Raw genomic sequence first — 25,067 nt, forward strand, 5'->3', positions numbered from 1 at the left:
CCAGAGCAATGCTCTATGCGGGCCAGGGCGACCTGACTAGAGTAAGTGGGCACTGATGCCGAGGAGTCGATGTGAACCTTGCTGATTATCGGCGTGCGGCCGGAGCCTGGCTGCGGGACAACGCTCCATCCGACGACCATCCGGAGGCCGACGGGATCGCCCGCGCCAAGGACTTCATGGCCAAGCTCTACGACGCCGGCTACTCCGGCATCACCTGGCCGGAGCGGTGGGGCGGCCAGGGGCTGACCCAGGCCGAGGAACGCGCCTTCGCCGAGGCGGCCCGCGACTACACCCTGCCCACCTACGTCTTCATGATCGGCCTGGGCATGACCGGGCCCACGCTCGTCGACCGGGGCACCGACGCCCAGCGCGAGCGGTTCGTCCGGCCGCTGCTGCGCGGCGAGGAGATCTGGTGCCAGCTCTTCTCCGAGCCGGGCGCCGGCAGCGACGTGGCCAGCCTGCAGACCAGGGCCGAGCGCGACGGCGACCACTGGATCGTCAACGGCCAGAAGGTGTGGACCTCCGTCGCCCACCACGCCGACTGGGGGCTGCTGCTCGCCCGCACCGACGTGGACGTGCCCAAGCACAAGGGCCTGACCATGTTCGTGGTGGACATGCACCACCCCGGCGTGACGGTCAGGCCGCTGAAGGACATGTCCGGCAGGGCCAACTTCAACGAGATCTTCTTCGACAACGTCCCCGTTCCCGACGAGCACCGCGTCGGCGAGGTCAACGACGGCTGGAGCGTGGCCGTCACGACCCTCCTGCACGAGCGGCTGTCGATCTCGGCGGGCGTCGGCATGGGCGGGCAGAAGGACAACCCCGCCTCCGTCGAGGCGCTGCGCCGGGTCGTCGACACCGACGACCCGCTGGTCCGCGACGAACTCGTCGAGCTGCACATCCGCACCCGCGCGCTGGCGCTGTTCAACCAGCGGCTGGCCCAGGAGACCAGGGCCGGGATCTTCCCCGGCGCCCGGGGCAGCGCCGCCAAGCTGCTGCTGGCCGAGCTGACCCAGTTCGAGGCCGACGTCGCCACCCGGCTCGTCGGGCCCGAGGCGATGCTGGCCGGCCATCCCCTCGCCCGCGCGATCTCGACGGCCCCCGGCATGGCGCTGGGCGGCGGCACCAACGAGATCATGCGCAACATCGTCGGCGACCGCGTGCTCGGCCTGCCGCCCGAACCCCGGGTGGACAAGACCGTGCCGTTCAAGGACCTGAAGGTGGGGACGCAGACGTGAAGCTCGTACTCAGCGAGGAACAGCGCGAACTGCGCGAGGCCGTACGCGGCTTCCTGCGTACCGCCTCCCCCCTGCCCAAGGTCCGCGACGGCTACGACCCGCAGGTGTACGCGCGCCTCAACGGCGAGCTCGGCCTGTCCGGCCTGATCGTCCCCGAGGAGTACGGCGGCGCCGGAGCCGGCCTGTCCGAGCTGGCCGTCGTGCTGGAGGAGACCGGCGCGGCCCTGCTGCCCGGCCCGTTCCTGGCCACCGCGTTCACCGCACTCGCGCTGACCGGGACCCCCGACAAGGAGCTGCTGACCGGCATCGCCGAGGGCCGCGTCGCCGCCACGCTCGACCAGGGCGAGCTCTCCTTCGACGGCTCGGCCGCGAGCGGCACCCTGCCGCGCGTGCTCACCGGCATGGAGGCCGACGTGCTCGTGGCGCCCGCCCCCAGCGGCGACGGTGGCGACGGGGGCGGGAAGGTCCTGCTGGCCGTCGAGCTGGCCGGGCCCGGCGTGCGCAGGACCGCGCTGGAGCCGCTCGACCTCACCCGCGGCCTGGCCGAGGTGGTGCTGGAGGGCGCGCCCGCGCGTGTGCTGGGGCCGGCCCCGAAGACCGGCGTCGGCGACCGGCTGTGCGTGGCGCTGGCCGCCGAGCAGCTCGGCGTGATGCGGGCGGCGCTGGAGTCGATCGTGGCCTACGCCAAGGTCCGCGTGGCCTTCGGCCGCTACATCGGCTCCTATCAAGGGGTCAAGCACAAGCTCGCCGACATGCACGGCAAGCTCGAACAGGCCGAGTCCATCGTCCGCTACGCCGCCTGGGCCGCCGACGAGTCGCCCGGCGAGCTGCCCGAGGCCGCCGCGCTCGCGCAGGCGTACGTCGGCCGCGCCTGCTTCGAGGTGGCCCGCGACCACCTGCTGCTGCACGGCGGCATCGGCTATACCTGGGAACACGACGCGCACCTGTTCTACAAACGGGCCAAGGCGGACGAGGTGCTGCTGGGCCCCCCGAGGATCCACCGTGCCAGACTCGCGCACCTGCTGGAGCTGTAAATGGACGTCAGCGACCTCCCCGGCTTCTACGCCATCGCCGCCGCCGATCCCGGCCGCCGCGCCGTGATCGACACCGACGGCTCGGAGACCTCCTACGGCGACCTGCTCGCCCGGGTCAACCAGGTGTCGCACGGCCTGCGGGCGCGCGGGCTCGGCACCGGTGACGTCGTCGCGGGCGTGCTGCCCAACGGGGTCGACGCCCTCGTCCTCGTCATGGCCACCGGGCAGATCGGGCTCTACTACGTGCCGATCAACTGGCACCTGACCGCCGCCGAGGTGGCGTACATCCTGGGCGACTGCGACGCCAAGGTGGTCGTCACCAGCGCCGGGCACGCCGTGCCGGGCGGTGAGATCGGGACGGACGGCCTGGCCGCGGGGCAGCCGGCGAGCGCGCCCGCCGACCGCACCGCCGGAGCCGTCATGTGGTACACCTCCGGCACCACCGGCTTCCCCAAGGGTGTGCAGCGCCCGCTGGCCGGCGCCGAGCCGGAGCAGCTCGTGCCGCTCTACACGTGGTTCTTCGGGCAGGTCGTGGACCTCAGGGCGGGCGACGAGGTGCACCTGGTCACCTCGCCGATGTACCACTCCGCGCCGTGCGCGCACGCCCAGTTCGCGCTGCACCTCGGCCACACCGTGGTGATCACGCCCAGGTTCGACCCGGTGAACATCCTGGAGCTGGTCGAACGGTACCGGGTGTCCAACGCGATGATGGTGCCGACCATGTTCCACCGGATGCTGCAGCTACCCGAGGACGTCAGGGGCAAGTTCGACGTGTCGAGCCTGCGTCAGGTCATCCACACCGCCGCCGCCTGCCCGGTCGCGGTCAAGCAGCAGATCATGGACTGGTGGGGGCCGGTGCTGTACGAGTACTACGGCTCCACCGAGTCCACCATCGCCTTCGCCGTCAAGCCGGACGAATGGCTGGCCAGGCCCGGCACCGTGGGCCGGCCCGCGCCCACGTTCGAGGCCAGGATCCTGGACGAGGCCGGCCAGGAGCTGCCGCCCGGCGAGCCCGGCCTGATCTACGTCAAGTCCAGCATGGGCACGTTCGAGTACCGCAAGGACCCCGGCAAGACCGCCGCCAGCATGCGTGGCGAGTGGTACGCGCCCGGCGACATCGGCTACCTCGACGCCGACGGATACCTGTTCCTGTGCGACCGGCGCACCGACCTCATCGTCTCCGGCGGGGTGAACATCTACCCCGCCGAGATCGAGGCCGCCCTGCTCGAACATCCCGCCGTCGCCGACGTGGCCGTCATCGGGGTGCCCGACGAGGAGTGGGGCCACAACGTGGTCGCGCTCGTGCAGCCCGCCCCCGGCCACCCGCCGGGCCCCGAGCTGACCGCCGAGCTGCTGGAGCACTGCGGGCCGCGCATCGCCAGGTTCAAGCAGCCGAAGCTGATCGCCTACCGCGAGAGGCTGCCGCGCACGCCGACCGGCAAGCTGTCGCGCTCGAAGGTCCGCGCCGACTACCTGGCGGACCCGTCGGCCGAGAACACCAGCTCCTCGCTGTAACGGCCGCCGTCGCCCAGGTAGAAGCGGGCCGACAGGGTACGGGCGGCGGTGTCGAAGACCGTCGTCCACAACGTGCGGAACGGCAGGTCGCCGGTCTCCGGCTGGCGGACCGCGTCCATGCCGTCCCGCACGTCCTCGGCCGTCATCACGCTGCTGGCGCGGTCGTACAGGGTGCGCAGGCGTCCGAACGTGCCGAAGCTGTGCGGGCCGTCCGCGGGCAGCCTGGCCGGGTCCGGATGGCGGTGCAGCAGGTGGTTGGTGACGCAGAGCGGGGCGTCGCCGAGGTCGATGACGTGCTCACTGCCGTCCGTGCCCCGCTCCCACACGAACGCCTGCCCGTACGCGTCGGCCACCAGGTAGTGCAGCGCCACGCCGAAGTCGTAGTGCTTGGCGCCCAGCAGCGCCTGCTTGGCCTGGTCGGCGTTCGCGCAGGTGTCGACGAGGAACCTGGGCAGCTGCACACTCGCCAGGCCCACCTGCGGCGTGGCCGGGCCCTTCGGCGGTTCCGCGTGCTCGAAGTCGGCGACCAGCAGCATGACCGCCAGGCCCGCCGCGTTGATGCCGTCCATGCAGCCGTCGAGCTCGTTCATGGTGAGCACGACCGAGGCGAGCCCCTCGTCGGGCAGCGTCGTGATCACGTACGGGCGCGACGCCATGGGCAGCTCGCCCGGGCCCGGGGTGCCGCCCATGATCTCGCTGGTCGTCGTCGGGAAGAAGTCGTAATTGCGGCCTGCCCTGCCGTGCCCGTCGGCGGCGGCCGACGGCGGGATCCACATCGCTGAGCAGCCGGAGCCCTCGGGGACGAAGGCGAGCGCGTCCAGGGCCAGCTCGTCCTGGTCGGGATCGAGGCCGAGCGCCGCCGCCGCGCCGTCCATGCGCGCGTGGTGCTGCGGCCAGTGCCGCTCGAACCAGGTCCTGCGCGCCCGGCCCACGACCGGGTCGATCGGCGTGGGCGCCCAGCCGAGCCGCCTGGCCTCCTCGGCCAGTGCCCGGCCGATCTCGACCTGGCCGCCGGCCAGCGTCAGGTGGCGGACCAGCTGGAAGTCGTTCTTGCCGCCCGCGACATGTGTCAGGTTCTTCATGCCGCCGACCCTGCCGGACCCCGCTGACCGCCCCCTTACCGGCCGCTGACCGCCCGCCGGTAGCGTTCGGAGAGGCGCAGGACGTGCTCGGCCAGCTCCGGCGGGTCGAGCACCTCGAAGTCGACGCCGAGGAAGCCGATCCACACCGCCATCCCGTTCACGTCGTCGCCGCCCAGCCGGAGCAGGCAGGTCGACTCGTCCACCGGCTCGACGTCCTGGTTCGGCGACACCGCCCGGATCCGCTCCTCCGGCGCGTGCAGCAGCACCGTGGCGTGATGACGCCACATCGCCGTGCTGACGCCCTTCTCCACGTACGCGGCGACGTCGCCGCCCTGCGGCAGCTCGCGCGGCGTGAAGCGGGGGCCGGGCGGCGTGCGCGGGCTCAGCCTGTCCACCCGGAACGTGCGCCAGTCCCGACGGTCGAGGTCGTAGCCCACCAGGTACCAGCGCCCGCGCCGGTGCGCCAGCCGGTACGGCTCCGCGGTCCGCGGGGCGGCCGCGCCGTCGTGGCCCGTGTAGTCGAAACGCAGCACCTCGTGGTCGCGGGCCGCGTTCGCGATCGTGGTCAGCACGTCCGGCGCGACGGAAGGGGCGGTGCCCGGGATCTGCACGGTGTAGGCGTTCAGCGCGCCGACCCGCCGCCGCAGCCGGGAGGGCAGCACCTGCTCCAGCTTGGCCAGCGCCCGTACGGAGGACTCCTCGATCCCTTCGACACCGCCCCCGGCGGCGCGGCCGAGGCCGACCGCGACCGCGACGGCCTCCTCGTCGTCGAGCAGCAGCGGAGGCAGCGCCGCCCCCGCGCCCAGCCGGTAGCCGCCCGCCACGCCGGGGGTGGCGTGCACCGGATAGCCGAGCGCGCGCAGGCGCTCGACGTCGTTGCGGATCGTCCTGGTCGAGACGCCGAGCCGGGCGGACAGCTCGGGGCCCGGCCAGTCGCGCCGCGTCTGGAACAGGGACAGCAGCTTGAGCAGGCGGGCCGAGGTGTCGAGCATGCGCACCAGTGTGCCCGCTAACGCGGAAAGGCGTCTTCCGCGTTGATGATCAGCTTGCCCAGGAAGTGGCCGTCCTCGCTGCGACGATGGGCCTCAGCGGCCCGCTCCAGCGGGAACACCTCGGTGACCGGCACCCGGATCCCTCCCACGGCCGCTCCCGGATCCTCCGCGCTGTCTCGATCACCTCGCGCCGCCCTCAGCGGATCCGCCGTCCCTCGCGCCGCCGTCTGCCGGTCTCCCGCGCTGTCTCCGTTGCCGCGGGCCGCCGTGAGCGGGTCGCGCAGGGCCCGTACGTCGTCCTCGGCGCTCGCGCCCCGGCCCGAGGAGAAGCGCACGCCGAACTCGCCCGCGCCGGCCATGTCCGCGATCGTGATCACCTTGGCGGGATCGCCGGTCAGCTCGACCGACAGCTTCAGCACGCTCCTGCCCGAGGCGTCCAGCACCCGGTCCACGCGGCCGGGCAGGCGCTCCTCCAGGCCGTCCCCGTACTGACGGGATGGACGCCGAGGCCGCGCAGGACCTCGTGGTGGCGCTCACTGGCGGTGCCGATCACGCGGGCGCCGAGCGCGCGGGCCAGTTGCGCGGCGGCCAGGCCGACGCCGCCCGCCACCGCGTGGATCAGCAGCGTCAGCCCCGGGCCGACGCCCAGCTCGCGCAGGGTTCTGACGGCCGTCCCGACGGCGACGGGCAGCGCCGCCGCCTCCGCGTACGAAAGCTCCGCCGGCTTGCCCACCAGCCGGTCCGCCTCGGCGATCGCGTGCGTGGCCAGCGCCCCCGAGGCCACCTGGCCGAACACCGCGTCGCCCAGCCGCCATCCGGTCACCCCGGGGCCGAGCGCGTCGACCGTGCCCGCCAGCTCGATCCCCGTCCCCTGGGGGCCGTCGATCGTGGCGCCGGGGAAACCGGCGCGGATCTTCCTGTCGATGGGGTTCACGCCCGCGGCCCTGACCGCCACCCGCACCTGGCCCGGCCCCGGCCGGGGCATCGGGACCTCCTCCAGTTCCAGCACCTCGGGCCCGCCGAGCTCGCGGTAGCGGACGGCCTGGGCGGTGACGAGCAGGACGGCCTTGCCGACCAGCTCGCGGGCCTCCAGCGCCGCGTGCGCCTCTCGCGCCCGTTCCAGGGGTACGGCCAGGCCCACGACGGTCGCCAGCCGGCCCGCCGCGATCTCCCGCATGGTCTCCTCCGCGAGCCTGCTGAACTCGGCGGGTGCGAACTGGACCTGCTCCATGCCGGTCACCCGCACCCCGCGCCGGTCCGCCTCCGCCGGATCGATCGCGGCGGTGGCCCCGCTCGGCACCCCGTACGCGAAGAATCTTCCACCCGGCCCCAGCAGCCGGAACGCGCACCCGCCGACCTCACCGCCGACCCCGTCGAACACGACCTCGAACCGCCCGCCACCGTCCGGCGCAGCCGGGCCGCCCGCGTCGGTGCGGTCGTCCGGCCGGGACAGGCCGGTCGAGTCGCCCGGGTCGTGCGGCCGGGACAGGCCGGTCGAGTCGCCCGGGTCGGTCAGGGCGTCCGGGTCTTCGAGCCGCGGATAGTCGACGACCGTCGCCGCGCCCGCCTCCAGGGCCGCCCGCTGTTTGGCCGGGCCGTGCGCCGCCGCCGTGACCCGGGCCCCTGCCGCGGTCGCCAGCCCGACGAGCGCCAGCCCCAGCGCCCCGCCGGCTCCGGTGACCAGCACCCGCGTCCCCGGCTCCAGCCCGGCCGCCCGTATCAGACTCAACGCCGCGGGACCCACCTGGACCAGCGCCGCCGCCCGCCAGAGGGGCACCTCGTCCGGCACCGTCACGACCGTCTCCGCGTCCGCCGCGACCCGCTCGGCGTACCCGCCGCCGGGAACCAGCGCGGCGACCCGCCGCCCGATCCAGCCGGCGTCCACCCCGTCGCCCACCGACAGGACCCGCCCGGCCACTCCTGTGCCCGGCACGTACGGCGGCTCGCCCGGGAACCACTCGCGCCCCCACCCGGAACGCAACTGCGCGTCGATGGACATGACGTCCGCCACCGACACGCCGATCACCAGCTGTCCCGCCCCGGCTACGGGATCCGGTGCCCGCCCCGCCACGAGCACCTCGGGGCCACCGTACTTCGTCACCTCGACCACGTTCATGCGGCCGAGTCTGCAACCTCAGGTGCGCTTGAGGTCAACCGGCGGGGGAGCGGGCGGCCCGTACCGGCCGCCCGCTCCCCACCGTGCGCTCAGGCGATCAGCCGAACAACCGCTGCGCCTGCTGGAACACCACGATCACGGTCAGCGTGCCGAAGAACGCCACCGACCAGACCAGCGCCCCCAGCCGGTACGACCGCACCTTGATGGCCTCGGGCAGCGCCCGCCGGTTGAGGATGATCAGCAGGATGGAGTAGACGAACATCATCACGGCCGCGAAGCACGCCGAGAACACCAGCAGGATCAGCGGCTGGTCCAGGCCCGCCAGCAGGATCCCGGTGCCGATCACCGCCATCGCCCAGACCACGATGAAGTAGACCCGGTTCACCGAGACGGCCTTGTCGCGCAGGTAGACCGTCTTGATCGTGTCGGAGGCCAGCCGCGAGGTGTAGTCGACGATGCCCATCGCCGAGGCGAACAGGGCCAGCGCCCCGATCACCCAGAACAGCACCCCGAACCAGGGCCCGACGACGTCCTGCAGCACCTGGCCCTCGACCTCGAGGAAGGCGATGCTGTTCTCCAGCCCCTCACGGCCGAAGACCGTGGAGTAGGCCAGCATCGACATGAGCGCGATGGTCACGAACGACACCATGGCGAACGTCCACGCCTGCTCCACGTTCGCGAAGCGCCACCACTGCTTCCAGCGTTCCAGGTTCTCCTTCGTCGGGGCGAACTGGAAGCCGGTCGAGGCGGCCGCCTCCTCGTGGCCGGTGACCGGGCTGACCAGGCGTGGCACGTACTGGCCCATGCCGAAGCCCTTGTCGCGGATCCAGTTGCTCTGGCACAGGTTCTGGCCGCCGCCCGCTCCGGCGTACGCGATGGCGCCCATGAGCACCGCGAAGTCCAGCGGCGGCACGGGGAACTGGGCGCCGACGGACAGGCCCTTGCCCAGCTCCACCCAGCTCTCGGCGTTGATCGCGAAGACGACCGCGACCACGGCGAGGATGGCCACCAGGGCGATCTTCACGAAGATCACCTTTTCCAGCGCGGTGTAGATCACCGGCGCCAGTGTCAGGCCGAGCGCGATCACGATCAGCATGCCGATCGCGATCCACCGCACCGAGCCCTCGCCCGACCCGGTCAGGTACGTCACCATGGTCGCCGACGTGGTCACCCACCCCGGCCAGAGATTCGAGGCCAGGGCCATCAGGACGAAGACCAGACCCCAGTGTTTCCACATCCGGCTGAAACCGGTCAGCGCGGTTTCGCCGGTGGCCAGGGTGTAACGCTCGATCTCCATGTTGAGAAACCACTGGGTGATGATGCCGATCGCGGCTCCCCAGATGAAGACCAGGCCGACTTGTGAGGCGATGTACGGCCAGAGGATGAATTCTCCCGAGGCCAGGCCCACACCGGCGCCGACCAGGCCGGGGCCGATGATGCGCCAGGTTGATCGGGGTGGTTCGGGAAGGTCGCGGACGGCGACGGCGGGCAGGACTCGCGCAGGAACGGTGGGGGTGAACTCCGCCATGCGGATCTCCTTGTTCGGGCTTACCTGGACGTCACATTACAGAGACCCAAATGGTGAGTGGAATAGCCAGTTAATCATCGCCGCACATTCCCCCTGATCCGTGAAACCCACGCCGTGGCCGCCCGCTTCCCTGGCTCCGCCCGGCGTCCGGCTCATGGGCCCGGGCTCGCCTGGCACCACCGGCGGGCCTGCCTATGACCAGCGAAGACACCATTCTGTGTCCGATCGAACACGATCAGATGCCCTTGTGATCGCTGGTGGCGCTGCGATTACGCACGGTAGTCATGACGGGTGCGCCGTCCCGCTCCGGGACGACGCTGACCAGGGAGGTTCTCATGACGCTCGTGCTGACCGCGGCCCGCAGGCTGGCCGCGCTCGGACTCTGCGTGGCCGCCACGTTCGCCGTGCCGTTCGCGGCGCTTCCCGCCCAGGCCGCCGCGGGAGCCGAGCTCTTCATCACGGTCACCCCGCGCGCGGGCGGCGCCTACGCCACCCGCCTGACGTGCGACCCGGACGGCGGGGTCCACTCACATCCGCGGGCCGCCTGCGACGCATTGCACGGGGTGGACGGGCACGTCCACGATCTGAACGTCGACCCTGGGCCCTGCCCGTTGATCTTCGACCCGGTGGAGGTCGAGGTGAAGGGCCACTGGTACGGCCGGCCGACGTCGTTCCACGAGACGTTCAGCAACCGCTGCGACATGGACCGCAGGCTCGGCCCGCTCGTCTGACCGAGGCGTCAGGGGGCGGGCTCGGCCGGCCCCCTGACACCGGAGGGCCGAGCGGATCAGCTAGCGGACGGCCTCGATCAGCGCCCGCAGCAGCGCGGTGCGGCCGGGCATCTCGGCCACGATGACGTGCTCGTGGTCGGCGTGCGCCCCGCCGCCCACCCCGCCCAGCCCGTCGAGCGTCGGGCAGCCGACGCCGGCGGTGAAGTTGCCGTCGGAGGCGCCGCCCACCGAGGCCGAGGTCAGCGGCTCCAGCCCCAGCCCGGCCGCCAGCTCCCGCGCCTTCGCGAAGAGGCCGGCCGACATCGAGGTCTCCAGCGGCGGCCGGTTGGGGCCGCCGAGGATCTCCAGCCGGGTGCCCGGCAGCACCGGCCGCAGGGCGTGCATCGCCGCGTCCACCCTGGTCTGCTCGGCCACCTCCGCCGCCCGCACGTCCACGCCCACCGTGGCCGCCGCGGGAACCGTGTTGAGCGTGGTGCCGCCCGACAGGGCCGTCGGGGTGACGGTGGTCGCGCCCGCCCCCAGGGCCGCGATCGCCAGGATCTGGTGGGCCAGCTCGATCCCGGCGTTCGCCCCCTTCTCCGGTTCGAGGCCGGAGTGGGCCGCCTTGCCGTGCACGTTGACGTGGTAGAGCGAGGTGCCCTTGCGGGCCGTCTTCAGCGCGCCGCCGTCGGCGCTGGCCTCCATCACGAAGGCGGCGGCCAGCCCGCGCGCGGTCTCCTGGATCAGCGGGGCCGAGCTGATCGAGCCGACTTCCTCGTCGCCGGTGACCAGCAGCGTGACGCCGTCGAGCGAGTCGAGCCCGGCCAGGGCGTGGAAGGTCTGCACCAGCCCCGCCTTCATGTCGAACACCCCCGGCCCCCTGGCCACGCCGTCCACCACGGACCAGGGGTGGGTGGCGAGGCTGCCGATCGGCCAGACGGTGTCGTGGTGGCCGAGCAGCAGGACCCTGGGCGTGCCGAACGACCAGCGCAGATGCGTGACGCCGTCGATCATCAGCACTTCCGGGGCCGTGCCCAGGTAGCGGGTCCCCATCGCGGCGACGACCTTCGCGCTGCGGGCCACGGCCTCGAGGTCGCTGGAGAACGATTCGCAGCGGACCAGCTCTTCGAGGTCCTCGATCATGCTCGCGGTGTCGTTCACGCCAGCCGCTCCCCGAGGAAGCGGTGCACGTTGCCGCCGATGATCGCCATCACGTCCTTCTCAGGCAGGCCGCGCGCCAGCAGCCCCTCGGTCACCATGGGCAGCCCGGCCGGGCCCTCCAGCCCTGGCACGGCCCGCTTCGGGTCCACGCCTCTGGCGTAGACGTCCTCGCAGCACGGCGGCGTCAGGTCGTCCATCACCTCGCGGATGAAGTCGGGGCCGAGCCCCACGTGCTCGACGCCCGCGACGGACACGATGTGCTCGATGTGGTCGAGCAGGCGGTCGAGCGTCATGTCGCGCGGGTCCTCCGCCAGGAAGGGGGCGAAGAAGTTGACGCAGATCACGCCCCCGGTGGCGGCGACGGCGCGGAGCTGGTCGTCGGTGAGGTTGCGGTGGTGGTCGCGCAGGGCGCGGGCGGAGGAGTGGGTGGCCATGACCGGCTTGGTGGCCAGCTCCAGCACGTGCTCGACGCCGGAGGCGCCCAGGTGGGAGACGTCGAAGACGATGCCGAGCCGTTCCATCTCGGCCAGCGCGGCGACGCCGTCCGTGGTCAGGCCGCTGCCGGTCGCGTCCTCGCCGCTGCCGTCGGCCAGCGGCGTGCGGCCGAAGTGGGCGATCGAGGCCACCCGTACGCCCAGCCGGTGCACGGTCGAGATCAGCTCGACGCTCGCGTCGAGGCCCGGCATGCTCTCCATGGCCAGCACCAGGGCGATCCTGCCGTCGGCGAGCGCCCCGTCGATGTCGGCGGCGTCGAGGCAGAGCCGTACGTGCTCGGCGTTCCCCTCGGCCAGCACGTGAGCACACTCGATCATGCGCAACGTCTGCCGCAGCGCGCCCTCAGGCCGGTACTGGTCGTCGATGAAGACGGGCAGCACCTGGAGGTTGACGCCGCCGTCACGCAACTGGGGCAGCCATCTCTCACGGAAGAACGAGGCCCACTGACGTGGCGGCCTGGCCGAGACGGCCATGAGGAGATCGTTGTGGGTGTCGGCCACGATCGCGCGCTCGTGCAGGGAGTTCGTCATGGGACGGACGGTATCGCGGGCCTCGTTCCAGCTCCACAAAGCACTCCGGTTTTTCACCCCAGGCGTGTACATCTGCCACCAGGGAGAATCGCTGGACCTGGCGAGGGCGGGCCTCCTCAGGTGGCGCCGTCAGGTGGCCCCCTCAGGTGGCCCCTTCAGGTTGCGCCTGCGCTGCGGTACGCCGGTCGTGGCGGCCGGGCCGTGAGCCGGCGGTAGAGCGTCGTCGGCCCCGGCCAGTTGTTCGTGACGCGCCCGTCGGCCGTCTTGTACCAGCTCCGACAGCCCTCACCCCACACCATCCGCGCCATGGCCGCGTCGAGCTGGCGCCGCCAGGCCGCCATCGCCTCGGGCCGCACCTCGATGGGCCCGTGCCCGGCCAGGTACGGCAGGCACGCCATGACGTGGTTCACCTGGCATTCGATCATGAAGATGATGGAGTTGTGCCCGAGGTTGGTGTTGGGCCCGTACAACATGAACAGGTTGGGGAAGGCCGGCAGCGAGATGCCCAGGTAGGCCTCGGCGCCGTCCTTCCACCGCTGCTCCAGGGAGAGCCCGTCGCGGCCGATCACCTCCATCGGCGCGAGGAACTCGGTGCTCCGGAAGCCGGTGCCGTAGACGATGGTGTCGACCTCGTACGAGCCTTCGGTGGTCTCGACGCCTTTGGGGGTGATCCGGACGATCTTGTCGGTGACCAGTGACACATCGGGTCTGGTGAGGGCCGGGTAGAAGGAGCTGTCGATGACGACTCTCTTGCAGCCGGGCGGATAGCCGGGCGTGAGCCTGGCCCGCAGCTCGGGGTCGGGCACCTGGTCGCGCAGGTGGCGCAGCGCCCGCTGCTTGAGCATCCCCTCGCTCCAGCCCTGGGCGAGCGCGGGGTAGAGGGTGCCCTCCGCGTAGCGGTAGATCCATTCGCGGTAGGCGCGCTGCAGCCCAGGCACGTAGTGGAAGGCGAGCCTGACGAGTGGCCCGAACGTGGCGTCCGGCTTGGGGATGACCCAGTTGGGCGTGCGCTGGAAGACGCTGAGGTGCCCCGCCCGTTCGGCGACGCGCGGGATGAACTGGGCCGCCGACGATCCGTTCCCGATCACCGCGACGCGCCTGCCGGTGAGGTCGTGCTCGTGGTTCCAGCGGGAGGAGTGGAACGAGACGCCCTCGAAATCCGACATGCCAGGAATGTCAGGCATCCGAGGCCGATTGAGCTGCCCCACCCCCATGACCACCACGTCGAACCGCTCCGTACGCTCCGCGCCGTCCTCTGCGGCCGTGGTGACCCGCCAGGCCGAGCCGTCGAACGCCGCCCGCCTGACCTCCGTACGGAACCGGATTTTTCCCCTGACGTGGTACTTGTCCGCACAGTGGTCGAGATAGCCGAGGATCTCGGGCTGCTCGGGGTAACGCCGCGACCAGCTTGAGTACTTCTCGAATGAGTACGAGTACAGATGCGAGGGAATGTCGCACCCGGCTCCCGGATAGCTGTTGTCCCGCCAGGTGCCGCCGAGATCACCGGCCTTCTCGAAGACCGTGTACGACCGGATGCCGGCGCGTTCGAGCCGGATCGCCATGCACAGCCCACCGAACCCCGCACCGACGATCGCCACGCTTGGTGCCATGCCGTCCTCCCGCCTCGAAGTCAGGATCCACTTACGTTACGCCGAACCCCGTTCCGAAGACACCCCGCGAACCCGGCGGACCGGTAGTCTGCGCAGGTGGCTGCTGTGACGTTGACGAACGTGATCGAGGTGCTGGAGGCGGCCTACCCGCCCGCCAGGGCGGAGTCGTGGGACGCGGTGGGGCTGGTCAGCGGAGATCCGGCCCAGGAGGTGCGCCGGGTGCTGCTCGCGGTCGACCCCGTCGCCGCCGTGGCCGAGGAGGCGCTCGACTGGGGGGCCGACCTGATCGTCACCCATCACCCGCTCTACCTGCGCGGCACCACGACCGTCGCGGCCACCACGCCGAAGGGCCGGCTGATCCGCACCCTGATCAAGAACGACATAGCCCTCTACACCGCCCACACCAACGCCGACGTCGCCAATCCGGGGGTCTCCGACGCCCTGGCCAGGGCCGTCGGGCTGGTGGGCGACTTGGTGCCGCTCAAGCCGTTCGCGGACGATCCGTGGCGCGGGCTGGGCCGCATCGGGGAGGTGGCGGCGGGCATGACGCTGGAGGAGTTCGCCGAGCAGGCGGCCAAGGGCCTGCCGCGGACCTCCGCGGGCATCCGCGTGGCGGGCGATCCGTCCCGCCCGGTCGCGCGGGTGGCGGTCAGCGGCGGAGCGGGCGACTCGCTGCTCGCCACGGCCGCCGCCGCGGGCGTCGACGTCTTCCTGACCGCCGATCTGCGGCACCATCCGGCCAGCGAGTTCGTGGAGTCCGGCGGCCCCGCGCTGATCGACGCCGCCCACTGGGCGACCGAGTGGCCGTGGCTCGACAGCGCGGCGTCCATCCTGCACGCCAGTGGCGTTACCGTTGAGACGCGTGTCTCCGCCACGGTCACCGATGCTTGGACAAGAGGATATTGATCATGAAAGCAGCCCCCGAGGCCCAGAAGCGACTGCTCGACCTGGCAGAGCTCGACTCCGTGATTGACCGGCTGGCCCACCGCCGCCGCACCCTTCCCGAGCTGGCCGTGATCGACGAGCGGTCCAAGCTGCACGCCAGGCTCGCTACCCAGGTGATCGAGGCCGAGACCGAGTCGGGCGACCTGGCGCGTGAGCAGAGCAAGGCCGAAAGTGACGTCGAAGCCGTGCGCACCAGGGCCGACCGTGACCAGAAGCGCCTCGACTCCGGCGCCGTGACCTCGCCCCGCGACCTGGCGAGCCTCCAGTCCGAGATCGTCTCGCTGCACAAGCGCCAGGGCGATCTGGAAGAGGTCGTGCTGGAGATCATGGAGCGCCGGGAGGCCGCCGACACCAAGGTGACCGACCTGGTGACCAAGCGCGACGAGGTCCGCGCCGAGCTCTCGGCGGCCGAGGACCGCCGCGACGCCGCGTTCGGTGAGATCGAGAAGGAGTCGGCCGAGGTCCAGGGCCGCCGCACGGGCGTCGCCGGTGAGATCCCCGCCGACCTGCTCAAGCTCTACGAGAAGCTCAGGGAGCAGTACGGCGTAGGCGCCGCCATGCTGCACGGCGGCCGGTGCCAGGGCTGCAAGGTGGCCCTGTCCATCGCCGAGATGAACCGCATCAAGGCCGCTCCCCACGACGAGGTGCTCCGGTGTGAGGAGTGCCGCCGCATCCTCGTCCGTACGGCAGAGTCAGGGCTGTGACCTCCTACGTCATCGAGGCCGACGGCGGCTCGCGGGGCAACCCGGGGCCGGCCGGCTACGGCGCGGTCGTCAAGGACGCCGCCGACGGCCAGGTGCTGGCGGAGGCGGCCGAGGCGATCGGCGTCACCACCAACAACGTCGCCGAATACCGCGGCCTGATCGCGGGCCTGCAGGCGGTGCTCGACCTGGGCGGCGACGGCTCGGCCGTGGCCGTGCGGATGGACTCGAAGCTGGTCGTCGAGCAGATGGCCGGCCGCTGGAAGATCAAGAACGAGGGCCTGCGCCCGCTGGCGGCGCAGGCCGGCTCGCTGGTCAGGCGGCTGCGCGTGACCGAGTGGACGTGGATTCCGCGCGAACGCAACAAGCACGCCGACCGCCTGGCCAACGAGGCCATGGACGCCGCCGCCAAGGGCCTCACCTGGACGGCGGGCGGCACGTTGGGGGACGACGGCGCCGCCAAGACCGACAGAAGCGATGGCACCGCCAAAAAGGCGACCCAGGCCGACAGAGGCCCTCAAACCCCTGTGAAGGGATCGAGGAAACCGGCGCCCACGGGCCAGACCGACCTCCTCGACGCGGGCGACATCTCCGAACTGTCCGGCCCCACCGCCTCCCTCGCCACCGCCCAGCAGACAGCCAGACCCGCGGGCACGGCCACCGGCACCGGCTGGGCCCCGCCCACCCGCGTCGCCACCTCCCTGCTCCTCCTCCGCCACGGCGAGACCGAACTGTCGGTCGAACGCCGGTTCTCGGGCCGGGGCGACGCCGAGCTCACGCCCGCCGGCCTGGCCCAGGCGTCGGCGGCGGCGGAGCGGCTGTCGCGGGAGCCGTACCGGCTCGACGTGATCGTCACCTCCCCGCTCACCCGCGCCCGCCAGACCGCGCAGGCGGTCGCCGCCCGCACCGGCCTCGACGTGGAGGTGTGCGAAGACCTCAGAGAGGCCGATTTCGGCGCCTGGGAGGGCCACACGTTCACGGAGGTGCAGCGCCGCTGGCCCGCCGAGCTCGCGGCCTGGCTCGCCGACCCCGAGGTCGCCCCACCGGGCGGCGAGAGCTTCGCCACCACCGCCCGCCGCGTCGAGGCGGCCAGGGAACGGCTGGCGGAACGGCACGAGGGCAAGACGGTGCTGGCGGTCTCGCACGTGACGCCCATCAAGCTGCTCCTCAGGCAGGCCCTGATGGCGCCGCTGGAGTCGCTCTACCGCATGCACCTCGACCTGGCCTGCCTGTCGCTGATCGAGTACTACGCGGACGGCCCGTCCGTGGTGAAGTCGTTCAACGACACCTCCCACCTGCGCTGACGGGGGCCGTGCCGGGACTGTGTCACCCGGCACGGCCGCCGACGTCGCCACCACCCCCCTCAGGCGATGACCACCCCATCCCAGCCGCTCGATCTTGCGCTTGAGTGGGAAACCACTTGAAGTTTGATAGCCTTCCGCAGACGAGTCGGCCGGGCGACCGCGTCGGGCCTCATCAGGCCCGCCGAGGAAGGTCCGGGCTCCACAGGGCAGGGTGGTCGGTAACGCCGACCCGGGGTGACCCGCGGGAAAGTGCCACAGAAAGCAGACCGCCTTCCGGCCTGGCCGGGAGGTGAGGGTGAAAGGGTGGTGTAAGAGACCACCAGCGCCCACGGCGACGTGGGCGGCTAGGTAAACCCCACCCGGAGCAAGGTCAAGAAGGGACGCTCTCCGGAGCGTTCCGCGCGCGACGTTCGAGGGCTGCCCGCCCGAGCCGCGCGGGTAGACCGCTTGAGACCGCTGGCAACGGCGGCCCTAGATGGATGGTCGCCCCTTCGTCAGAAGGACAGAACCCGGCCTACAGGCCGACTCGTCACCCCATCACTTTCCTTAGTTCGCCCGCAACGGGCATCCGGTGCCGACGCGGGCGGTGAGTTCGGCTCGCAGGGCGCCGAGTTCGGCCATGCGCTCATCGATGACCTGGATCTTCTCTTCGAACAGCGTGGACAGGGCTTGCGCGCTGTCCGGTGCGTCGCGCAGGTCCTCGCCGTGCCGGGCGATCTCCGCCAGCGAGAAACCGAGTTTCTGCGCCGTGCGTACGTAGTGCAGCCAGACCACGGTCTCGGGCGGGAAATCGCGGTAGCCGTTGGCCAGCCGATGACCTGCGACGAGCCCGACCTTCTCGTAGAACCGAATGGTGTCCTTGGTCATGCCCGCCTGGGCGGCCAGTTCTCCGATGCGCATGATCCTCCGTCGGCTCCTGACTTGACCTTGGAGCCTACTCCACCCTTTAGCGTGGCACTCCCGCTGAGCAACCGCAGGAGGTCCATCGTGATTCATCGTCTCACCCCTTCCCGCCCTGCCTATCTGCACGTCGTACGTGCCAGCGCCTGGTACGACCTCGTCGTCACGGCCGGATTCGTGACACCGTGGACCTACGCCCTCGTCCACGGCGCCCTCTCCTCCTTGGGCGCCACCCTCGGACTGGGCGTCCTGCCGTCCCTCGACCCCCTGCAGATCCTGTACGCGAATCTGATGGGTTCGGTGGTCGTCGTCTGGGCCGTTCTGCGCATCGTCAGACCGCTGCCGGTGCACGGACTGTTCGACGGCGTCGCACGCACGCTATTCGCGATCTGGCAGGCCTATGCGTTGAGCCAGGGCGTCACACGGGTGTTGTGGCTGTTCCTCGTGGTCGAGGCGACGTTCGGGGTGCTTCAGCTCGCACCTTGGCGGCCGAGCCGTGCGGCGAAGTCTGTAGCCGCATGACCTTTCGTCGAAGCGTCTGCTTCTTGACGCCCTGGAGACATGTACCGGCAGGCCGCGCTCTGACATATTGAGCCCATGAGCCCGGCGGACCGCAGGCCCTGGTGGGACGGCCTCCCCGTCACACAGAAAATCATCGCGTTCACCGCTCCGCCGATCATCGCGATTTTCGGCCTGACCAGGCTGGTCTTCGTCCGTCCTTCCGGCTTCGAATTCGCGACACTTCTGGCCCTCGTACTCTTGGGCGTCGTACTTTGCGTCACCACGATGCGCGATCTCTTACGCACGAGGACCCGGCAGACCCACGGGAATCCGCGCTTCGAGATCACGATGCGCGGTTACCGCCGGCACGACGTGGACAGCTACATCGCGTCGCTGGAACGGCCGCATGAGAACGCTTCTCCCACAAGCGGGACACCTCATTTCGTGACAGTGTGGCGCGGCTACAACCCGCGCCAGGTGAACGAATACCTTGCTGAAACAAGAGACGACCGCCGGATCGGTGAAGGCGGAGACACGATCTCCTGAGCTCCGATATTTGGTCAGTGGCCGCGCGATTGCGAGGGTTATGCATGCCGGACGTGACGAAATCCATCGCCCAGCGTAATGCCGAAGTCGTCCGCCGCTACTTGCGGATCTTCGAGGACCGTCGAACAACTGACCTAGAGGGCCTAATGGCCGAGGATGTGCTCATCCATGGCGCGGGCCAGCACGTGCGAGGGCGGCACCATGTCGAAGCGTCGATCTTGACGCCCGGATTGTCGAACTGCCGCGTGCGCATCGACGACATCTTCGCGGCTGGGACCGGGTCACTGCGGCCTTCACGCTGACCTATGCGCACGACCGCACGGGCAGAGATCTGACCATGACAGGGATCAAGTCGTACCGACTGCATGATGGCAAGATCGTCGAGTTCTGGGGCGAGACCGACGTGTACGGGTTGCTCCGTCAGGCGGGGCTCGTCCCCGAATCGATCCCAGCCTTCTAGACAGCAGTCGACGCCGCAAGCCGTGGCACCGGTTCGTGCCCCGAATGCCGTCCCCCGGGGACTCCGAGCACGCGCGATCTCCGCCGACGCCCGCGGGCGGCGGGCTGAGACCGGGGAGGAAGGAGGTCAGCCGGCGTTTCGGAGGAGCGACGTCGGTCAGCGCCCATTTCGGCGGCTTTTGTTCGCGTCGGCTGTCACACAGCGGCGGCGGGCGGTTGCCCGCCGTTACCTGAACCGCCGCCGCCTGAACCATGGAAGGGATAACCTGCGAGCCGCTGGTCACCTCAGCGCGGCCCGCAGCGTTTCTGATGTCGGCTCACCCTCGGCGCCAGAACAGATCCGCCTCAAGAAAGTCGATCATCATGACGGCTGAACCAGCATTCGCCACTCCGGCTTCCGGGCCCCGACCCGCCCTCACCTCGGTGTGGTTCCTGGAGTTGGAGCTCACCCAGCGGTGCCAGTTGCGGTGCCCGAGCCTCTGCTACGCCGACGCCGGCCCTACCAAGGGTCGTGGGCAGATGACCTGCGCCGACTGGGAACGGCTCCTCGACACCGCTCCCGCCGCCGGCATCACAACGGTCCAGCTCATCGGTGGCGAGCCGACCGTTCACCCGGACTTCTCGCGCCTGGCCGAGCAGCTCTCGGGGTGGGGCTGCGCGTCCAGGTGTATTCCAACCTGTACCGCGTCACCGCCCCGTTGTGGGAGCTGTACTCCCACCCGGACGTGACGCTGGCGACGTCCTATTACAGCGACGTCGCCGCCGAGCATGACAGGATCACCGACCGCCGAGGCAGCCATGCCAGGACCCGTGCCAACATCCTGCGGGCGATCGAACGCGGCATCGCGCTCAAAGTCGGCATCGTTGACCTCGGTGGGTCTGGTCAGCGTGCTGACGAAGCTCGTGAGGAGATGATCAGCATGGGCGCTGCTCATGTCGGGGCTCCCGACCGGATACGTGCGGTCGGCCGCGCCGCCCGCACCATGGGTGTGCAGTCGAACGTGAACGAGTTGTGTGGCCAGTGCGGTGACGGTCGTGCTGCCGTCTCCTGGAACGGCGACGTCCGGACGTGTGTCCTGTCCCGATTCCTGCCTTCAGCCGGCAACGTCCGCACCACTCGGCTGGCCGACATCTTCGGCAGTGCCGCCTGGTACGAGCTGCTCGCGCAGGTGCCTCGCCGGCCTCAGCCGCGAGACGGCGACTGCAAGCCGAACACCCCCTGCAAGCCGAACCAGGACGGCGGTGACTGTAAACCGGCCGAGACCATCTGCGAGGGCGACGCACTGGTTCTGCCACGGATTTCCGCACGCGAGATTCGACCGGAGACAGGAGGCGGTCGGTGACCGGCGTCGGTGAGTGCTCTGCGATGGAGTGGAGGAAGCACGCGCGGGCCCTGGCCGCGGTCGCCACCCCGCCCGGCTCCAGGTGGCGCGGCGCCGTCGAGTCCGTACCGCGGCACGCGTTCGTTCCTCGGTGGTGGGAGTACGCCTCCAGCGGCTGGGAGCTTCGCGACGGTACGTCCGATCACCGCATGTGGTTGGAGGCGGCGTACAGCGACCAGACGCTTGTGACCCGGGTCGGCGCCCTGCACGCGGATCACGCCGGGCCGGGTGCGGTTCCGGCCGGTCTGCCCACCTCGTCGTCCACCCTGCCGGGGCTGGTGGTGCAGATGTACCGGCACGCCTCGATCGGCGACCGATGCACCGTGCTGGACGTCGGGACCGGCAGCGGGTACGGCACCGCCGTACTCTGCGCCCGGCTCGGGGCGGCTCGCGTCAGCGCCGTCGACGTGGACCCGTACCTCAACAGCGCGGGGCGAGACCGGCTGGACGAGCTCGGTCACCAGCCGGAGCTCATCACCACCGACGCCCAGGGCCCGCTGCCCGGGCGGTGGGACCGCGTCGTCGCCATGGTGTCGGTGCGGACCGTCCCGCCCTCATGGCTGGAGGCGCTGCACGTCGGCGGCCGGTTGGTCACCACGCTCGCCGACATGGGGCTCGTTCTCACCGCCGAGAAACGGGAGGACGGCACCGCGGCCGGCAGGATCGAGCGTGACCAGGCCATGTTCATGCACGCCAGGACCGGCGACGACTACCCACCGTATGATCCGGCGCTGAGCGAGCTAGCCGAAACGGCGGCGGGCGAGTACGTCACGCGCGGCCGTTATCCGGTGCTGGACGTGGTCGAGGCGTGGGACGTCCGCACCATGCTGGAGATACTCGCGCCCGGCATCGAGCACCACTACCTGGAGAAAGGCGACCTCCGCGTCGCGGTCATGACGCACGAGGACGGCTCGTGGGCCCGCGCCGAGGAGCGCGAGGGTGACGTCACCGTGCATCAGGGCGGGCCGCGCCGCCTGTGGGACCACCTCGACGTCGTGCGCGACCATTGGATCCGCCATGGCGAGCTGCCGTTTCGTGGCGCCCGGGCGACGATCGGCCACGACGGGGTGATCACGCTTCGGCGCGGCCGTTGGAAGGCCATCATCGGCCGGTAGGAGGCGGGGCACCCTCAGGGTTTCGTGGTGCGGGCGTGGCCCAGGATGTGGGCGGTGCGGGGGACGAAGGGCTGGGGGGAGAAGGTGAACCGGTCGGATTCGGTCGCCTCGAAGCCCGCTCGTTCGATCGCCCGCAGGGTGTCCCGGTTCGGGTGGCAGCCGCCCGCCGCTCGGCGCCAGACCGGGGTGATGGCGTCCTCCAGCAGGGCGAACAGCGGGTTCGCCGAGCGTACGTGCTCGTAGAAGCACAGCCGCCCGCCCGGGACGAGCACGCGCGCGATCTCCGCCAGCGCCCGCTGCTGCGACGGCACCGAGCACAGCACCAGCGACACCACCGCCGTGTCGAAGTCGCTCTCCGGGCCGGGCAGGGCCTCGGCGTGGCCGGCCATCACGGAGACGGGCACCGGGGCCGACCTGGCCGCGGCGGTGGCCAGGCCGCGCAGCGTGTCGTCCGGCTCCACGGCCACGACCTCCGTCACAGCCTTCGGGTAGTGCGGGAAGTTGAGGCCGTTGCCGGCGCCGATCTCGATCACCCGGCCCTCGGCGCCGGCCAGCAGCCGCCGCCGGTGCTCGTACGCGCCGCGCTGGTCGGTGAGCACGCTCATCCGTGCGTACGCCTGCGCGAAGCGCGGGTTCTGGAAGTCTGATGTCATGGCGTCCCCCGGGTTCTGTTTCTACCAGAATGCCCGGCTCAACGCGTTCCGGCCGGTGAGGGGCGGAGGTGGGTCGCGCTCCGTCCGGCTACCATCGGCGGCCCCGAGAGGGGGCATAGCTCGAACGGCGGGCGCCTCCGCCCCTCCGGCCCCTGGGAGTGAGGACCGGCGTCGCGAGGGGCGCCGTGGGCAACGGGAGCACCTCGCTGGCACCGCGACCCTAACCCGCCTTCCCCGGGCCGTTCTGCGGAGGATTACGCAGAACGGCCCGGGCTCTACTCCTCGCCCGCGGCCACCGGATGGTCGAACGTCCTGGGCGCGTTCGACGGGCGCAGTGGCGGCACCATGTGCACCCGCGCCGAGCCGATGTCGAAGAACAGCCCCACCAGCTCCAGCTTGCCCGCCCTGACCTGCTCGTCGACCTTGCGGTAGGTGCGCAGGTTCTCCAGCTGCTGCTGCACGTTCACCCGGCACAGCACGTCCAGCGCCCCGCTGTGCAGCCGGTCGCCCTCGGTGTCGATGAACGTGGCCAGGCTGTGGTCACCGTGCCGCAGCCACCGGCGCAGCCCGGGCAGGCTGCCCGCCTGCACCCCGCCGCTCAGCACCCCGGCCATCGCGCCGCAGCCCGAGTGGCCGCACACCGTGATGGTGTGCACGCCCAGCACCTGCGTGGCGTACTCGATGGCCGCCACCATCGAGTCGTCGTGCGGCTCGGAGCCCCTGCGCGGCACCAGGTTGCCGATGTTGCGCACGGTGAACAGGTCGCCGGGACCGCTGGCGGTGATCAGGCTGGGCATGATCCGGGAGTCGGCGCAGGTGATGAACAGGTGGGTCGGCTGCTGCTTGCGGGCCAGCTCGGTGAAGATCGGGCGGACGAGCGGCGCCGTACTGCGGTGGTACTCGCGTGCCCCGGCCGTGAGCAGGCACTCCTGCGCGCCCGCGACGGCGCCGTCCAGCGGGACCGGCTCGGGACGCCGCCGCCGCTGCGCCCACGGCAGCCACCAGCGGTCCGGCGCCTTCGGCGGTGACTTCACCGGCAGCATGTGGGCGCCGCTGGCCGCCAGCGCGTACCACTCGTCGTGCAGCTCGTCGATGTCGACCGTGCCGCCCATGCGCTCGTGGTCGAGCCGCCAGGAGTGGATGGCCTCGAAGGCGCCGTTGTCCATGAAGTCGATGTTCAGGTCGAGGTCGACGGGCGTGCCCGCGGGGATCGTGCGCAGCTCGCGCGTCAGCCGCGGCACCCCGAGGAACGTCAGCGACCCCGAGATCGTCACGTGCAGCCGCCCGTCGCCCTCCGCCCGCTTGAGCACGGTCACCCAGGTCAGGCGGCGCAGTGCGAGCAGCGCGGCCAGGGCCAGACCCGCCAGCACACCCTCGGCGAGGCCGAGCAGGATCACGGTGACGAGCGTGACGACGTACACCGGCACCTCGCCGTGCCCGTGCACCTTCCTGATGTGGCCCAGGTTCACCATCTGCATGCCGATGAACACCAGCAGCGCCGCCAGCGCCTCCAGCGGGATCAGTGTGATCGACCAGCCGAACCCGGTCGCGAACACCAGCACCCACACTCCGTGCAGAATCGTCGACCAGCGGGTACGCCCGCCCGCCGCCACATTCGCGGTGCTGCGCACGATCACCCCGGCCAGCGGCAGGCCGCCGAGCGCGCCGCTGACCATGTTGGCCACGCCCTGGCCGGTCAGCTCCTGGTCGAGGTCGGCGCGGCGGCCGCCGTGCATGCCGTCCACCGCGACCGAGCACAGCAGCGACTCGCACCCGGCCAGCAGCGCCACCAGCAGGACGGAGGCCACCACGAGATGCCAGTCGCCCTGCGGCAGCACGGGGAAGGCCCAGTCGGTGAAGCCGCCCGACAGGTCCACCCGGGTGACGTCCCAGCCGAACGCCCACGCCGTCACCGCCGCCGTGAGCAGCGCCGCCAGTGGCGCGGGCACCGCCTTGATCCGCCGGGGCAGGCGCGTCCACAGCGCCAGCACGGTGATCGTGAGCACGCCCACGGCGACCTTGTGGCCGTGCAGGTGCAGGATCTGCCCGGGCAGCTCGACGAGGTTCGCGATGGCGGAGCGCTGCGAGCTGCCGCCCAGCACGATGTGGAGCTGGGAGAGGGCGATGATGACGCCGACCGCGGCCAGCATGCCGTGCAGCACGGCGGGTGACACCGCCAGCGCGGCCCTGGCCGCCTTGAACACTCCGAGGACGAGTTGTACGGCCCCGGCCAGCAGGGTGATCATGCAGGTGGCACGCCATCCGTACGTGTGCACCAGATCAACGACCACCAGCGAGAGACCGGCGGCGGGACCGCTCACCTGGACGGCGGAACCGCCCAGCGCGCCCGCCACGATGCCGCCCACCACGGCGGCGATGAGCCCGGCTGTCAGCGGCGCGCCGGAGGCCATCGCGATGCCCAGGGAAAGGGGCACCGCGACGAGGGAAACCACGAGCGAGGCTGGCACGTCATGCCGGAGGGTGCTCAGCCAGCTACTCTGCGTGTCGCGGAACATGGAGCAAACCCTATTGCTCCGTCGACCCCGCTTT

General features: G+C 71.2%; 24 protein-coding genes and 1 other RNA gene. 14 read left to right on the top strand and 11 right to left on the bottom strand.

All coding sequences use genetic code 11. The annotated features are described in order from the left end of the window. The first annotated feature begins 71 nt into the window (after nt 1–71). Genes B0I32_RS00620 through B0I32_RS00630 form a run of 3 tightly spaced genes read left to right on the top strand, consistent with a single transcriptional unit; the run spans nt 72 to nt 3,787 of the window. Complete coding sequence (locus B0I32_RS00620; RefSeq protein WP_106234004.1) at nt 72–1,238, top strand: acyl-CoA dehydrogenase family protein; 1,167 nt, start codon at nt 72–74, stop codon at nt 1,236–1,238. Then, entirely contained in the window at nt 1,235–2,272 is a 1,038-nt protein-coding gene (locus B0I32_RS00625) for an acyl-CoA dehydrogenase family protein (protein WP_106234006.1), read from the top strand. The genes B0I32_RS00620 and B0I32_RS00625 overlap by 4 nt, the downstream gene beginning before the upstream one ends. Then, the gene (locus B0I32_RS00630) at nt 2,273–3,787 is read left to right on the top strand and encodes an AMP-binding protein (protein ID WP_106234008.1); all 1,515 of its coding nucleotides are present in this window, start codon (nt 2,273–2,275) and stop codon (nt 3,785–3,787) included. Here the strand turns inward: B0I32_RS00630 and B0I32_RS00635 are convergent. From B0I32_RS00635 to B0I32_RS00655, 5 genes are all read right to left on the bottom strand, one after another. Further along, nucleotides 3,742–4,869 carry a C45 family autoproteolytic acyltransferase/hydrolase gene (locus B0I32_RS00635; protein ID WP_219911579.1) on the bottom strand — a complete coding sequence of 376 codons (1,128 nt, stop codon included), beginning with the start codon at nt 4,867–4,869 and terminating at the stop codon, nt 3,742–3,744. The genes B0I32_RS00630 and B0I32_RS00635 overlap by 46 nt on opposite strands. A gap of 35 nt (nt 4,870–4,904) precedes the next feature. Then, a complete protein-coding gene (locus B0I32_RS00640; RefSeq protein WP_146177990.1) occupies nt 4,905–5,861 on the bottom strand; it encodes a helix-turn-helix transcriptional regulator in 957 nt (318 codons plus the stop codon). A gap of 17 nt (nt 5,862–5,878) precedes the next feature. Next, nucleotides 5,879–6,313 (bottom strand): zinc-binding dehydrogenase, encoded by a 435-nt coding sequence (locus B0I32_RS57375; protein ID WP_181306878.1) that lies wholly within the window; start codon nt 6,311–6,313, stop codon nt 5,879–5,881. After that, entirely contained in the window at nt 6,274–7,977 is a 1,704-nt protein-coding gene (locus B0I32_RS57380; protein WP_181306880.1) for an alcohol dehydrogenase catalytic domain-containing protein, read from the bottom strand. The genes B0I32_RS57375 and B0I32_RS57380 overlap by 40 nt, the downstream gene beginning before the upstream one ends. A gap of 97 nt (nt 7,978–8,074) precedes the next feature. After that, entirely contained in the window at nt 8,075–9,505 is a 1,431-nt protein-coding gene (locus tag B0I32_RS00655; RefSeq protein WP_106234013.1) for an Nramp family divalent metal transporter, read from the bottom strand. A gap of 335 nt (nt 9,506–9,840) precedes the next feature. On the opposite strand from B0I32_RS00655, the gene B0I32_RS00660 reads away from it, so the two are divergent. Then, complete coding sequence (locus B0I32_RS00660) at nt 9,841–10,236, top strand: SSI family serine proteinase inhibitor (protein WP_181306882.1); 396 nt, start codon at nt 9,841–9,843, stop codon at nt 10,234–10,236. A gap of 60 nt (nt 10,237–10,296) precedes the next feature. On the opposite strand, the gene B0I32_RS00665 is transcribed toward B0I32_RS00660, so the two are convergent. The 3 genes from B0I32_RS00665 to B0I32_RS00675 form a co-directional block, all read right to left on the bottom strand. Beyond that, nucleotides 10,297–11,376, bottom strand: coding sequence for a M20/M25/M40 family metallo-hydrolase (locus B0I32_RS00665; protein ID WP_245955431.1), 1,080 nt, complete (start codon nt 11,374–11,376; stop codon nt 10,297–10,299). After that, nucleotides 11,373–12,401: a dipeptidase gene (locus B0I32_RS00670; RefSeq protein ID WP_106234017.1), complete on the bottom strand. Its 1,029-nt coding sequence runs from the start codon at nt 12,399–12,401 to the stop codon at nt 11,373–11,375. The genes B0I32_RS00665 and B0I32_RS00670 overlap by 4 nt, the downstream gene beginning before the upstream one ends. Before the next feature lie 155 nt (nt 12,402–12,556). Continuing rightward, nucleotides 12,557–14,011, bottom strand: a complete 1,455-nt coding sequence (locus B0I32_RS00675) for a flavin-containing monooxygenase (protein WP_106234018.1) — start codon at nt 14,009–14,011, stop codon at nt 12,557–12,559. Between the two features lie 105 nt (nt 14,012–14,116). On the opposite strand from B0I32_RS00675, the gene B0I32_RS00680 reads away from it, so the two are divergent. From B0I32_RS00680 to rnpB, 4 genes are all read left to right on the top strand, one after another. Further along, on the top strand, nt 14,117–14,917 hold the full coding sequence (locus B0I32_RS00680; RefSeq protein ID WP_106234020.1) for a Nif3-like dinuclear metal center hexameric protein: 801 nt from the start codon (nt 14,117–14,119) through the stop codon (nt 14,915–14,917). A 2-nt stretch (nt 14,918–14,919) separates the two neighbouring features. Next, on the top strand, nt 14,920–15,660 hold the full coding sequence (locus tag B0I32_RS00685) for a zinc ribbon domain-containing protein (RefSeq protein ID WP_106234022.1): 741 nt from the start codon (nt 14,920–14,922) through the stop codon (nt 15,658–15,660). Next, complete coding sequence (locus B0I32_RS00690; RefSeq protein WP_106234024.1) at nt 15,657–16,961, top strand: bifunctional RNase H/acid phosphatase; 1,305 nt, start codon at nt 15,657–15,659, stop codon at nt 16,959–16,961. The genes B0I32_RS00685 and B0I32_RS00690 overlap by 4 nt, the downstream gene beginning before the upstream one ends. Nucleotides 16,962–17,102: 141 nt before the next feature. Next, nucleotides 17,103–17,494: RNase P RNA component class A (rnpB, locus tag B0I32_RS00695), an RNA gene on the top strand. A 13-nt stretch (nt 17,495–17,507) separates the two neighbouring features. Here the strand turns inward: rnpB and B0I32_RS00700 are convergent. Continuing rightward, nucleotides 17,508–17,861, bottom strand: a complete 354-nt coding sequence (locus B0I32_RS00700; protein ID WP_106234025.1) for a MerR family transcriptional regulator — start codon at nt 17,859–17,861, stop codon at nt 17,508–17,510. Nucleotides 17,862–17,948: 87 nt separating this feature from the next. Between B0I32_RS00700 and B0I32_RS00705 the strand changes: the two genes are divergently transcribed. From B0I32_RS00705 to B0I32_RS00725, 6 genes are all read left to right on the top strand, one after another. After that, nucleotides 17,949–18,383, top strand: a complete 435-nt coding sequence (locus B0I32_RS00705) for a hypothetical protein (RefSeq protein ID WP_106234026.1) — start codon at nt 17,949–17,951, stop codon at nt 18,381–18,383. Nucleotides 18,384–18,458: 75 nt separating this feature from the next. After that, the gene (locus B0I32_RS00710; RefSeq protein ID WP_106234027.1) at nt 18,459–18,908 is read left to right on the top strand and encodes a hypothetical protein; all 450 of its coding nucleotides are present in this window, start codon (nt 18,459–18,461) and stop codon (nt 18,906–18,908) included. A gap of 44 nt (nt 18,909–18,952) precedes the next feature. Beyond that, nucleotides 18,953–19,210, top strand: coding sequence for a nuclear transport factor 2 family protein (locus B0I32_RS59530; RefSeq protein ID WP_106234029.1), 258 nt, complete (start codon nt 18,953–18,955; stop codon nt 19,208–19,210). Between the two features lie 35 nt (nt 19,211–19,245). After that, nucleotides 19,246–19,368 (top strand): ester cyclase, encoded by a 123-nt coding sequence (locus B0I32_RS59535; RefSeq protein ID WP_146177991.1) that lies wholly within the window; start codon nt 19,246–19,248, stop codon nt 19,366–19,368. 646 nt (nt 19,369–20,014) lie between these two features. Next, nucleotides 20,015–20,710, top strand: a complete 696-nt coding sequence (locus B0I32_RS00720; protein ID WP_219911580.1) for an SPASM domain-containing protein — start codon at nt 20,015–20,017, stop codon at nt 20,708–20,710. Continuing rightward, nucleotides 20,707–21,864, top strand: a complete 1,158-nt coding sequence (locus B0I32_RS00725) for a methyltransferase domain-containing protein (protein ID WP_245955432.1) — start codon at nt 20,707–20,709, stop codon at nt 21,862–21,864. The genes B0I32_RS00720 and B0I32_RS00725 overlap by 4 nt, the downstream gene beginning before the upstream one ends. Nucleotides 21,865–21,878: 14 nt before the next feature. Here the strand turns inward: B0I32_RS00725 and B0I32_RS00730 are convergent, their stop codons facing one another. Both B0I32_RS00730 and B0I32_RS00735 read right to left on the bottom strand, forming a co-directional pair. Further along, on the bottom strand, nt 21,879–22,517 hold the full coding sequence (locus B0I32_RS00730; protein WP_106234033.1) for a class I SAM-dependent methyltransferase: 639 nt from the start codon (nt 22,515–22,517) through the stop codon (nt 21,879–21,881). A 275-nt stretch (nt 22,518–22,792) separates the two neighbouring features. Beyond that, entirely contained in the window at nt 22,793–25,033 is a 2,241-nt protein-coding gene (locus B0I32_RS00735; protein WP_106234034.1) for a SulP family inorganic anion transporter, read from the bottom strand. Nucleotides 25,034–25,067 lie beyond the last annotated feature (34 nt).

Origin of the sequence: Nonomuraea fuscirosea, from assembly GCF_003001935.1 — a bacterium.
Classification (GTDB): domain Bacteria; phylum Actinomycetota; class Actinomycetes; order Streptosporangiales; family Streptosporangiaceae; genus Nonomuraea; species Nonomuraea fuscirosea.